9 protein-coding genes and 3 pseudogenes are annotated in these 11,939 nt (G+C 71.4%); 8 read left to right on the top strand and 4 right to left on the bottom strand.

Annotated features, from left to right (window positions below):
- Window positions 1-372, top strand: a pseudogene (locus ACFW2E_RS07730) (SAM-dependent methyltransferase); the annotation flags it as partial.
- On the opposite strand, the pseudogene ACFW2E_RS07725 reads toward ACFW2E_RS07730, so the two are convergent.
- Both ACFW2E_RS07725 and ACFW2E_RS07720 read right to left on the bottom strand, forming a co-directional pair.
- A pseudogene (locus tag ACFW2E_RS07725) lies at window positions 350-817 on the bottom strand (hypothetical protein). The pseudogenes ACFW2E_RS07730 and ACFW2E_RS07725 sit on opposite strands and share 23 nt — an antisense overlap.
- Complete coding sequence (locus ACFW2E_RS07720) at window positions 814-1,293, bottom strand: hypothetical protein (protein WP_384462950.1); 480 nt, start codon at window positions 1,291-1,293, stop codon at window positions 814-816. Before ACFW2E_RS07720 ends, ACFW2E_RS07725 begins: the two are co-directional and overlap by 4 nt.
- 41 nt (window positions 1,294-1,334) lie before the next feature.
- Here ACFW2E_RS07720 and ACFW2E_RS07715 point away from each other — a divergent pair, with 41 nt between their 5' ends.
- Complete coding sequence (locus ACFW2E_RS07715; RefSeq protein WP_384462947.1) at window positions 1,335-2,303, top strand: helix-turn-helix transcriptional regulator; 969 nt, start codon at window positions 1,335-1,337, stop codon at window positions 2,301-2,303.
- Between the two features lie 80 nt (window positions 2,304-2,383).
- Window positions 2,384-2,602 (top strand): hypothetical protein, encoded by a 219-nt coding sequence (locus tag ACFW2E_RS07710; protein ID WP_384462944.1) that lies wholly within the window; start codon window positions 2,384-2,386, stop codon window positions 2,600-2,602.
- Between the two features lie 33 nt (window positions 2,603-2,635).
- Here the strand turns inward: ACFW2E_RS07710 and ACFW2E_RS07705 are convergent, their stop codons facing one another.
- Entirely contained in the window at window positions 2,636-5,560 is a 2,925-nt protein-coding gene (locus ACFW2E_RS07705) for a glycoside hydrolase family 48 protein (RefSeq protein ID WP_384462941.1), read from the bottom strand.
- 261 nt (window positions 5,561-5,821) lie between these two features.
- On the opposite strand from ACFW2E_RS07705, the gene ACFW2E_RS07700 reads away from it, so the two are divergent.
- Window positions 5,822-7,294, top strand: a complete 1,473-nt coding sequence (locus tag ACFW2E_RS07700; RefSeq protein ID WP_384462938.1) for a cellulase family glycosylhydrolase — start codon at window positions 5,822-5,824, stop codon at window positions 7,292-7,294.
- 28 nt (window positions 7,295-7,322) lie between these two features.
- Complete coding sequence (locus ACFW2E_RS07695) at window positions 7,323-9,044, top strand: glycoside hydrolase family 6 protein (protein WP_384462935.1); 1,722 nt, start codon at window positions 7,323-7,325, stop codon at window positions 9,042-9,044.
- Window positions 9,045-9,068: 24 nt separating this feature from the next.
- On the opposite strand, the gene ACFW2E_RS07690 is transcribed toward ACFW2E_RS07695, so the two are convergent.
- Window positions 9,069-9,839 carry a phytanoyl-CoA dioxygenase family protein gene (locus ACFW2E_RS07690; RefSeq protein ID WP_384462932.1) on the bottom strand — a complete coding sequence of 257 codons (771 nt, stop codon included), beginning with the start codon at window positions 9,837-9,839 and terminating at the stop codon, window positions 9,069-9,071.
- A 124-nt stretch (window positions 9,840-9,963) separates the two neighbouring features.
- Between ACFW2E_RS07690 and ACFW2E_RS07685 the strand changes: the two genes are divergently transcribed.
- The 3 genes and pseudogenes from ACFW2E_RS07685 to ACFW2E_RS07675 form a co-directional block, all read left to right on the top strand.
- Window positions 9,964-10,854: a class I SAM-dependent methyltransferase gene (locus tag ACFW2E_RS07685; protein ID WP_384462929.1), complete on the top strand. Its 891-nt coding sequence runs from the start codon at window positions 9,964-9,966 to the stop codon at window positions 10,852-10,854.
- Window positions 10,855-10,925: 71 nt separating this feature from the next.
- On the top strand, window positions 10,926-11,105 hold the full coding sequence (locus ACFW2E_RS07680; RefSeq protein WP_384462927.1) for a hypothetical protein: 180 nt from the start codon (window positions 10,926-10,928) through the stop codon (window positions 11,103-11,105).
- Between the two features lie 58 nt (window positions 11,106-11,163).
- A pseudogene (locus tag ACFW2E_RS07675) lies at window positions 11,164-11,862 on the top strand (SDR family oxidoreductase); the annotation flags it as partial.
- Window positions 11,863-11,939 lie beyond the last annotated feature (77 nt).

The following is an 11,939-nucleotide window of genomic DNA, read 5'->3' as shown; positions in this document are numbered from 1 at the left end:
CTGCGCCCCGGCGGGGTGTACGTGACCACGGTCGACAAGGGCGCCTCGCACAACGTGGGCAGCGACATCGACGCCGTCCTCGCCCCGCGTCCCCGCCGCCCCGCCCAGGACGCCGCCGACACCGTCGCCGCATACGCCGCCGAGCACGGGCTGCTACCCGCCGGCCGGGCCTCCTTTCCCGGCCTCGGACAAGGCCGCAGTCCCCGCGGCACCATCGCCGACCTGCGGCGCGGCTGGTTCACGCAGCTGCCGCCCGGCGATCCGCTCGCCGAACGGTTCGCCGAGCGGCTGGCACGGCTCCCGGACCAGGACCGGCGCCGCGCCGACCCGCACTTCGGTGTGCGGTCCTTCAGGAAGCCGTGCGCCGGGTGAAGTCCATGGACCAGTTGGTCAGCCAGGTCGCCCCGCCGTCGACCGAGAACGCCTGCTCCCAGCGCGCCCCGGTGGGGGAGACCCCCGACCACACGAACCGCACCCGTACGTCCTTGCCGTCGTGGCTGTCGTCGCCGTAGAACTGGCCCCGGTCCCCGTCGAACCGGCCGACGACCGGCGGGAACAGCGTCCCGCTGCGGCTGGACGCCCAGTTCAGCGACCAGTCCCCGGTGTCCCGGTCGAACAGCCGCAGCGTCGCGCCCATGGCCCCCAGCCGCGGCATGTCGATCTCGTCGACGTTCGCAGCCCCGCCGAACAGCGGCCAGCACCGGCTGGTGCCGGCGAACTCCTCTCAGTCGCTGCCGGGGTCGAGGAAGTCGGTGCGGCGGCGGTTGCGGACCTCCCACTCGCCGTGAAAGAAGTCGAAGTCGTGCGGACTGCTCATGAGCGCTCTCCTGTGGTTCCCTCGGGCAGGCTGTCGGACAAGTAGGCCTCCAGATCCGGGACTCCGGGCGCCAGCACGTGCCGCACCCAGGCGTCCCGCTCGTGCCGGATCGGCGGCAGCTCCCAGACACAGCCGATCCACCGCAGCTCCGGTGTGACGAACCGGGTCGGATCATCGTCCGGGCAGCCGAGCACCGGCTGGCCGGCCGCGGCGCCCCTGAAGTGCAGGACGTTGTCCCACACCCAGCTGTACGCGTTCAGGTACGCGCCGGTGTCCCCACCCCGGTGCAGCACGACGAACGCCGCCGGCGGCGTCCCGTCCGGCTCCGGCAGCAGCTCCGGCAGGATCGCGTACGCCGCCTTCTCGACCTCGGGCGCGATGCCCGCGGGGTCCGACGTGACGTGGTAGCGCTTGACGTGCCGGCCGGCCACCTCGATCGGCGGCGGCACGGTCAGCAGTTTCTCGGTGAAGGCCATGACCATGGACGCTAGGGCCGCTTCACTGACATCCTCCGTCAGTGAAGTCGAGCCGACTCGTGTCGATCCTGCTCCTGCTCCAGACCCGGGGCCGGATGACCGCCGCCCAGCTCGCCGGGGAACTGGAGGTCTCCGTCCGCACCGTCTACCGGGACGTCGAGGCACTGAGCGCGGCCGGAGTCCCGCTGTACGGCGACGCGGGCCACGCCGGCGGCTACCGCCTCCTCGACGGCTACCGCACCCGTCTCACCGGCCTGACCCGCGCGGAGGCCGAGGCACTCTTCCTGGCCGGCGCCCCGGGCCCGGCCGCCGACCTCGGGCTGGGCCCGGTCCTGGCCGCCGCACAACTCAAGGTCCGCGCGGCCCTCCCGCCGGAGCTGCGCGCCCACGCGGACCGGGTCGGCGGCCGCTTCCACCTCGACGCCCCCGGCTGGTACGCCGACCCCGACGACACCCCGCACCTGGCGGCCGTCGCCGACGCCGTCTGGAACGGCCGCGTCCTCGACGTCCTGTACCGCCGCTGGCGCGAACCCACCGACGTACGGCGCCGCCTGGAGCCGTACGGACTCGTCCTCAAGGCGGGCCGCTGGTACGTCGTCGCCGGGCCGGGCCCCCGCACCTTCCGGGTCGACCAGATTCTCCGACTCGACGCCACAGGGCAGGAGTTCAGCCGGCCCGACGACTTCGACCTGGCCGCCCACTGGACGGCGTACCAACGGGACTTCCACCAGCGGCTGCGCGGTGGGAAGGCACTCGTCCGGCTGGCCCCCGGCGTCCGGCTCACCGGCCCGGCCGCGGCGGCCGTCCGCGCCAACGGCCGAACCGACGAGGACGGCTGGACCCTGGCCACCGTCCCCATCGAGTCCGTCGACCACGCACACGGCGAATTCCTGCGCCTGGGCACGGACATCGAGGTCCTCGGACCGGCCGAACTCCGCGACGGGATCGCCCGGACGGTCGCCGAACTCGCTGTGCGATACGGCAAATCCCCTGCGAGCGGCGGCGGTTGAGAGCGCAGCACCGCCCGCAACCACCCCCCGCCCGGCGCGGCACGGGCGCCCTCGGGTTCTTCCCGGAGCGGTCGCAGGCGATGCCCGGGACGAAGCCGCCACCGTCGATTACGGCGTTCCTCCAGGTCCAGGTGCAGGTGCAGGTGTCGGCCGCCAGGACCGCCCGCGGGGCCTTCGCAGTGCTCGCGGCCGGCGCGGGCGGGGTGCCCGCGAGCATGCGGCTCACGGAGAAGGGCGTGACGGCCGGGCGGCCCCCAATACGGCAGGGGACCGCCCGGTCCGGCCCCGCCGGCGGGTGACGGGGCCACCCACGCGGAGCGTCCGGCGGGGACCTATTCGAGAAGCTCCGCGTACGAACCCATGGCCAGGGCGATGTCCGCCTGGGCCCAGAAGCGGTGGTACGTGAAGACGGGCGCGGCGCCGCCCGCGAGATAGCTCTCGATCTTCGACCAGGCCGGGTCGTTCTGGTAGAAGGAGCGCAGCGAGGTGAAGGTCGACGAGGAGCCGATCGCGTCGCCGTTCGGCATCCTGCCGCTCCAGCCGCTCGGCACGGACACGCTGTCGTCGAAGCGGTTGTAGTCGGTGCGGGTCTCCGGCACGGCGATGCCCAGGCTGTCCCGGTAGTTGTTCCACATGCCGTCGAGGAGCGCCTTGGCCGTCGACTTGGCCGTCGCGTCACCGGACTTGGCGGCGTAGTACGTCAGGGTCTTGGCGTACGCGGCGGCCACGCCCACATCGTCGGTGTAGTCGGCGACGGTGACGTGAAGCCCGCTGTTGGAGCCGGGGCTCGACGCGTTCCAGGTGTCGGGCTGTCCCGACCACTGGAGGGTGGAGGGGATCAGATAGGTGCCGTCCGGGTTGACCGTGGTCCTCGACAGCGCCCACTTGACCCACTTGTCGAGGATCGCCTTGGCGGTGGCGTTCCCCGTCTGCTGGTAGTACTCGGCGACCCGCTCCATCGACCACGCCTGGAAGCCGAACCACTGGTTGGACGGCGGGTCGTGGTAGACGGGTTCCCAGTCGTAGTACATGCCGTAGAAGGTCGGCGTGCCGGACGGCGGGCTCGCGTACCGGCCCTGCCAGCTGTTGGTCGCGCCGCCCGCGATGGCACCCTCGGACGACTGGAGCCAGCGGTAGAACTCCAGCTGCCGGCCGAGCGAGGTGGCCCAGTCCGTCGCTCCCGTCGCCGACTTGGGCTTCAGGTCGGCGTACGAGCTCAGCGCGTACGCGGCCAGCGGGTTCTGGTAGCCGCCGTGGACATGGCTGGAGCCGATGCGCCAGGCCCAGCCCGCGCTGGAGTCCGTGGCACCGCCCCAGGCGTAGTACCAGGACAGAAGGTAGTCGGAGGCGTCCTTGCCGGTACCCGCCGGGCAAGAGGAGGGACCGGCACAGTTGCCGATCTTCTTGAAGTACTTGTCGTACATCGCGTAGCGGAGGTAGTCGCCCATCTTCGCCGCCTTGCCGACGGTGGCCGACACATCACCGCCCCTGCCCTGCGCCTTCGCCCACACGTCGGCCCAGTACGCGGCCTGCACCGCACGCGCGTCGGCGTCCGGGGCGTCCGTGTACTTCCACTGCCTGGCGTAGGAGGAGTCGCCGGTGAACAGGTCCAGATAGCCGTTGGTGCCGCCGTACTTGAAGGCGTCGCAGGTCGGCTGCGGGACCGTCTCCCAGACCGACTCCTGCGGTCCGCGCTGGAAGGTGTTGATGTACGACGGTCCGGTGGCCGTCGGGCCCGCCTCGCACTTGCCGGGCTCGTCGCCGAAGCCGTAGACGTTGTCCACGTCCTGCAGCCAGTGCATACCGTAGACGTCGTCCGTACCGTATGCGGTCTTCAGTTCACCGGCGATCGGATCCGAACCGACGGACACCGACGTGTCCAGCTTCGCCGGGTACTCGCTCGGCGTGTCCAGCTCGGGTGCGTAGGTGGCCGGCTTCGAGGCGTTGTAGAAGGAGTTGGTCGGCTGGTCGGCGTGGGTGGGGATCATGTACTTCTCCATCAGGTCCCACGCGCCGTTGAACCTGGACCAGTCCCCGGTGACCTTGCCGTACATGGCCTGCAGCCACAGAAGGTAGCTGTAGGCCTCCGAGGTGGTCTCGTGTCCCTGGTCCGGGGCCTCCACGATCAGCGTCTCCACCGCGTGGTAGGGGATGCCCTCGGGCGAGAAGTAGCCGTTCGCCGGGTTGGTGATCTTCCCGTAGAGGTCCAGGAAGCGGGCGTCGTACGCCTTCGACGCCGCCAGCTCCGTCACGGTGACCGCCGCCTCGGTGTAGCCGGCCGCCGAGGCGGTGAAGGTCGCCGTGCCCGTGCCCGAGGAGTCCGCGGTGATGGTCACCGTCTGCGCGGTGTTCCAGTCGGACGGGGTGAAGGTCAGTGAGGAGCCGCCGGTGACGGACAGTCCCGTGCTGCCTTCCGTGCGGGCCACGCCCACCGTGACGTTCGCGCTCGGTTGGGCCGACAGTTTCACCGAGAACGTGCCGGTCCCGCCCTGCTGGACGCCCAGCTGGGCCGGCGAGGCCACCAGGGCGGGGCCCGAGGCGACCGTGATGCCGACGGGCGTGGAGGAGGCGGAGGCGCCCAGACTGTCGTACGCCTTCGCCACCAGCGAATGACTGCCCACGGCCAAACCGGAGACGGAGAGCGAGTAGGGCGCGCTCGTGTCCGTTCCCAGCAGCGTGGTGTCGTCGAAGAACTCGACCTTGCCGATGGTCGCGTTGTCGGCCGCCGCCGCGGTCGCCGCGAGCGGGACGGCTTCGCCCCGCGTGTACACGGCGCCCGTGGCGGGGCTGGTCAGCACGGTGACCGGCGGCCGGTGCGCACCGGCGCAGGCCGTGCCGTTGACCGCGAAGGCCGTGGGAGTGGTGTTGGTGCCGCTGTAGGAGAACTGCGCGCCGGTCGACACGGCCGCGCCCGCGGCGATCGTCCCGTTGTACGAGGCGTTCCGCACCGTGATCGACTGGCCGGACTGGGACCAGGTGCCGTTCCAGCCGTTCACGAGCTTCTGGCCGCCCGTGTAGCCGTACGTCAGGGTCCAGCCGTCGATGGCGTCCGTGCCGCGGTTGGTGATCGTGAGGTCCGCGGTGAAGCCGGAGCCCCAGTCGTTCGTCTTGTAGTCGACGCTGCACTGAACGGTCGCCGCCTGCGCGGCGGTCACGCCCGTGGCGAGCATGGACAGGGGAAGGGCGAGCGCGGCGACGACGGCGGTCCATAACCGCCGCACGGCTCTGCGCCGGCGTCCGGGATGTCCGGGATGCATGTGCTGGTTCCTCCTTGCGCCTGCGGCTCGTGGGGGAGAAGTCAAGGCTTGAACCAGTGGGAGCGCTCCCATAGTGGGGACGGGAGTGGGAACGGTCAAGGTGCTTGAAGAGTCGAAAAGATTCGACCAGTGCCGTTGAGGAAAAGTCAGGCGCCTCCCCTGTCCATCGCCGTCACTTGGCGCTACCTTCCTTCGCACCAGTGGGAGCGATTCCATTCAGTCGACGCGTCTGTCATGCGTCCGAGCTGCAAGGAGTCGCTCATGCGACACCCCCCGCCTTCAGTACTTTTAGCCGTCGCCGGTGCGGTCGCCCTCGTCGGGACCGCACTGGCGCCGGTGGTCTCGGCGTCCGGGGCCACACCCGCGTGCACGGTGGAGTACTCCGTCACCGGCCAGTGGGACACCGGCTTCCAGGGTGCCGTCAAGATCACCAACAACACGGCCGCGCTGAGCGGCTGGACCCTCACCTTCGACTTCGCGAACGGGCAGAAGGTCACCCAGGGCTGGAACGCCGGGTGGTCCCAGTCCGGCACCACCGTGACCGCCGCCAACGAGAGCTGGAACGGCTCCCTCGGCACCGGCGCGAGCGTCAGCGCCGGCTTCCTCGGCAAGTGGTCGGGAAGCAACACCGTACCGACGGCCTTCAAGCTCAACGGGACCACGTGCAACGTGGATTCCGAGCCCGCGCCCACCCCGACCGATCCGCCCCCGGACACCGGCGCGGCACCCGCCCTGCACGTCTCCGGCAACAAGCTCGTCGACGCCGGCCGCAGGACCCGCCGTCTGCTCGGCGTGAACCGCTCCGGCGGCGAGTTCATGTGCGTGCAGGGCCACGGCATCTGGGACGGCCCCGTCGACGACGCGGCGATCCGGGCGATCGCCGACTGGAAGGCCAACGCGGTCCGCATCCCGCTCAACGAGGAATGCTGGCTGGGCCTGTCCAACGTCAAACCCGAGTACGCCGGCGCCAACTACATCAACGCCGTCAAGGACCTCGTGGCCCGGGTCGAGGCGCACGGCATGACGCCGATCATCGAACTCCACTGGACCCACGGCCAGTACACCGGTGACTCGGCGGGCTGCTCCGACGTGCACGCCACCTGCCAGAAGCCGATGCCCGACATGCAGTACGCCCCGTCGTTCTGGTCCTCGGTGGCCGCCACCTTCAAGGACGACCCGGCGGCCGTGTTCGACCTGTTCAACGAGCCGTACCCGGACCGGGCGACCTCCACCACCGCCCAGGCCTGGCAGTGCTGGAAGGACGGCGGCACCTGCCCCGGGATCCCGTACGAGGTCGCCGGCATACAGGATCTCGTCGACGCCGTCCGCGGCACCGGCGCCAGGAACGTCGTCATGGCGGGCGGGCTCGCCTACTCCAACGACCTGAGCCAGTGGCTGACGTACCGGCCCAGCGACCCGACGGGCAATCTCGTCGCCGCCTACCACGTCTACAACTTCAACACCTGCGCCAACGAGAGCTGCTGGAACTCCACCCTCGCCCCGGTCGCGGACCAGGTCCCCCTGGTCGCCGGGGAGATCGGTGAGAACACCTGCTCGCACGGCTTCGTCGACCAGGTCATGAAGTGGTTCGACGACCGCGGCCTGTCCTACCTCGGCTGGACCTGGAACACCTGGGACTGCTCCTCCGGCCCGTCCCTCGTCTCCGGCTACGACGGCACCCCCACGGCGTACGGCACCGGCCTGCGCGACCACCTGCGCGCCATCAACCCCTGACCCCCACCACAGAAGGAAACCCGCACTCATGAGTCGGACCAGAACAGCGGCACTCGCCGCCCTGGCGCTCGTCGCCGGGGCCTGCGGGACGGCCCTCACCACCGCTCCGGCCAACGCCGCGGCGGCGGCCGTCCCCTGCACCGTCGACTACAAGGTGCAGAACCAGTGGGACACCGGCTTCACCGCCGCCGTCACCGTCACCAACAACGGAGCCGCCAAGAACAGCTGGTCGGTGAAGTGGGCGTACGCCGGCAACCAGAAGGTCACCAACTACTGGAACACCAGGCTCACCCAGAGCGGCACCGCCGTCACCGCGAACAACGAGACCTACAACGGCACCCTGGCGAGCGGCGGTTCGGTCAGCTTCGGCTTCAACGCCTCCTACAGCGGCACCAACGCGATCCCGGCCTCCTTCACCCTCGACGGCGTCACCTGCAACGTCGACGACGGAGGCAGCGGCGGAGGCGGCGGCGGGGGCGGCGGTGGCGGTACCGGCACCCGCGTCGACAACCCGTACGCCGGCGCCAAGGTGTACGTGAACCCGGAGTGGTCCGCCAAGGCCGCCGCGGAGCCCGGCGGCAGCCGCGTCTCCGGCCAGCCCACCGGCGTCTGGCTCGACCGGATCGCCGCCATCGACGGCACGGGCGGAAGCATGGGCCTGCGCGCCCACCTCGACGCGGCCCTCGCCCAGAAGGGCAGCGGTGAAGAGGTCGTCCAGCTGGTGGTCTACGACCTGCCCGGCCGTGACTGCGCCGCCCTCGCCTCCAACGGCGAACTCGGCGCGACCGACATCGACAAGTACAAGACGCAGTTCATCGACCCCATCGCGGCGATCCTCTCCGACAGCAAGTACGCCTCCCTCAGGATCGTCACCACCATCGAGATCGACTCGCTGCCCAACCTCGTCACCAACACCGGCAGCCGCGCCACCGCCACGGCCAACTGCGACACGATGCTGGCCAACGGCAACTACGTCAAGGGTGTCGGCTACGCCCTCGCCAAGCTCGGCGCCATCCCCAACGTCTACAACTACCTCGACGCCGGACACCACGGCTGGCTCGGCTGGGACGACAACTTCGGCCCGGCGGCCACCCTGTTCAAGCAGGCGGCCACCAGCGAGGGCGCGACCGTCGACGACGTGGCCGGCTTCATCACCAACACGGCCAACTACAGCACCCTCAAGGAGAACAACTTCACCGTCAACGACACGGTGAACGGCACCACCGTCCGCCAGTCCAAGTGGGTCGACTGGAACCGCTACGTCGACGAGCTCTCCTTCGCGCAGGCCTTCCGCAACCAGCTGGTCTCGGTCGGCTTCGACCCGGGCATCGGCATGCTGATCGACACCTCCCGCAACGGCTGGGGCGGCACCGCCCGCCCGGCCGGCCCCGGCCCGCAGACCAGCGTGGACGCGTACATCGACGGCGGCCGGTACGACCGCCGCATCCACATCGGCAACTGGTGCAACCAGGCCGGAGCCGGCCTCGGCGAACGCCCGCAGGCCGCCCCGGCCACCGGGATCGACGCCTACGTGTGGATGAAGCCGCCGGGCGAGTCCGACGGCTCCAGCACCGCCATCGCCAACGACGAGGGCAAGGGCTTCGACCGCATGTGCGACCCGACGTACACGGGCAACGCGCGCAACGGCAACAACATGTCCGGAGCCCTGCCCGACGCACCGCTGTCCGGACACTGGTTCTCCGCCCAGTTCCAGCAGCTGATGCAGAACGCCTACCCGCCGCTGTCGTGACGTGGTGACAGCACTCCGCCGGGGTCAGCCCTCCAGGGACAGGCCCCGGCGGACCGCGAACTCGACGGCCGAGTAGTCGCCGTCGGGCCGGTCCAGCTCCAGCGGCGACTGCAGGTACAACGGCGGCTGGGCCATGAGACGCGGACGGCTGCCGTGGTGCGGCTGGGCCGCGTGCACCAGGAACGGATGACACAGATAGACGTCGCCGGCCCCGCCGGTGGCGTGGGCGAGCGGACGGTGCGCGGAGGCCGCGTCCACCTTCGGACCGAGTTCCAGGAAGGTGGCGCCGCCCTCACCGTAGGGCTCCAGAACCGGCGGCACGTCGAGGTGCGAGCCGACGCGGATCCGGGTCGGCGCGTCCTCCTCGGCCACCTCGCCGAACAGGAACAGCATCAGCAGCGCACGCTCCCTGGACCGCAGGTTGGTGTGCCACACCGTGGCGCCCTCCGGGAGGAAGCCGCCCTCGACGTGCCAGCCCGCGTCGTCCGGCTCCTGCGCGTGCGGGAACCGCAACGGGAAACTCCCCAGCGAATAGCGCGGCACCCACCGTCGCGGGCCGACCAGCAGATCGAACGCCTCGTGCAGTACGGCGGAGTTGGCGGCGGCCGCGAACGGTCCCTGGGCCATACCGCCGACCCACACCACCGGGTCCTTCCAGGTGCGGGGGTCGTCCGGGTCGTACCCCGTCTCCCGCCAGAGCAGCCCCGCGCAGTCCTCGGCGACGCGCTTCGGGACGGCGCCCTCGATCTTCACGAACCCGTCCTCGACGAAGCGCTCCACCAACTCGTCGTCCATCGGGCCATCCTCGGCGACCCGCCTTGCCGGACGCACGCCGTTTTTTGCCGCCCCGGCAACAGAGCTGGCCCCGGCCCGGTGCGTCGTCGCACGCTGGCCGCCTCCGGACGAAAGGCTGACCACCATGGCGCACCACCATCACCAGCACGGCCACGGCCACGGCCACGAAGGCACCGACATCGACTGGGCGGCCATGGCCCCGCACCTGGAGGCGCAGGCGGATCTGCTCGCCCCCGTCTACGAGCGGGCCATGGCCTGGCTGGCGAAGGAGGTGACCGAGCCGGGGCTGATCGTGGACGCGGGCAGCGGGCCCGGTGTCGTGTCGTGCCTGTTCGCCGAGGCGTTCCCGGGCGCGCGGGTCGTGGCCGTGGACGGCACCGAGCCGCTGCTGGAGCGGGCCCGCGACCGTGCCGCCCGCCTGGGCATCGGGGACCGCTTCGGCACCCTGGCCGGTGAACTCCCCGGTGTGCTGGACGAGTTGGACTACCCGGCCGATCTGCTGTGGGCGAGCCGCAGCCTGCACCACCTCGGCGACCAGCGGGCCGGGCTCGCCGCCTTCGCGGCCCGGCTCGCACCGGGCGGCACCCTGGCCCTCCTGGAGGGCGGCCTGCCCTCCCGCTTCCTGCCCCGGGACATCGGCATGGGGCGGCCGGGGCTTCAGGCGCGGCTCGACGTGCTCGAGGAGGCGTGGTTCGCACGGATGCGGGCCGACCTGCCCGGCGCCGTCGCCGTGACCGAGGACTGGCCCGCCCTGCTGGCGGCAGCCGGTCTGAAGCACACCCGCACCCGCAGCTTCCTGCTGGACCTGCCCGCACCCGCCTCCGACCGGGCCCGCGCCCACATCGCCGCCACCCTCTCCCGTGTCCGCGAGGCCGCCGCCGACGCCCTCGACGCCGACGACCGCGCCACGCTGGACCGCCTCCTCGATCCGGCCGACCCGGTGAGCGTGCACCGGCGGCCGGACGTGTTCGTGCTGTCCGCGTACACGGTGCACACGGCCGTACGGCCGGTGTAGCCGCCGGGGCGGCGGCTCGGCACCGCCCCCGGAGCGCGTGCCCCCGCACCCGCGCACCCCGCACCGTCCGGGTGCCGCACTCGCCGAAGTGCTCGGCGAACACCCGCCGCTTCGTCTCCTCCTGGGCGGCGGTGTCCATCGGCTGCCCGGCCGGGCCGCGCAGGACGACGATCCGCCGGGCGGCGAGGACGCGGGCCGGGACGACGGAGGGAGCGGCCTCGGTGCCGTACGGCGACACCTGCCGCACTTGACTTCGAGAGCGCTCCAAATGATGAACTCCCGACGTTCACCGAACCACAGGGGGTAACCATGACCGACTCTCCGGTCGCGCTCATCACCGGCGGCGGCAGCGGCATCGGCGCCGCCGTCGCCCGGCAACTGCTGGACGCCGGACACCGGGTCGCCGTCACCGGCCGGGGCGAGCCGCGGCTGCGCGAGTTCGCCGACGGGCTCGGCAACCCGGACGGGCTGCTGACGATCGTCGGAAACACGGCCGAGTACGAGGACGTACAGGCGGCCGTCGCCGCCACGCTGAAGGAGTTCGGGCGGCTCGACACGGTCGTCGCCAACGCGGGTTCCGCCACCCACGACTCGGTCGCGCAGGGCGATCCCGCCGGGTGGACCGACATGGTGCTGACCAACGTGCTCGGGCCCGCCCTCCTCATCCGCGCTTCCGTCGACGCCCTGAAGGAGACCCGGGGCAGGATCGTCCTCGTCGGCAGCGTCGCCGGGTTCGTCAACACGCCCGGCAACCTCTACGGCGCCACGAAGTGGGCGGTCACCGGCCTCGCCGAGAACACCCGCCGCCAGGTCACCGAGTGGGGTGTGGGCGTGACCCTGGTCGCCCCCGGTCGTGTGGAGACTCCGTTCTGGGACGGCCTTGGCAGTCTTCCGCCCGGCCACCTCCTGACCGCCGGCCAGATCGCCGACACGGTCGTCTGGGCGATCCGCCAGCCCGCCGGCGTCGACATCAACACCGTGGTCGTCCGGCCGATCGGGCAGCCCAACGGACGTACGCGTGAGGCGCGGCGGAGCCGCCAGAGAGTGGGAGGGGGGCGAGTGCACGTGCCGCTCGGGGGTGTTTG

It is taken from the genome of Streptomyces sp. NPDC058964 (assembly GCF_042741275.1).
Taxonomy (GTDB): domain Bacteria; phylum Actinomycetota; class Actinomycetes; order Streptomycetales; family Streptomycetaceae; genus Streptomyces.
Note: the sequence above shows the minus strand (reverse complement) of the source record. Positions and strands in the feature narration are given on the sequence as shown.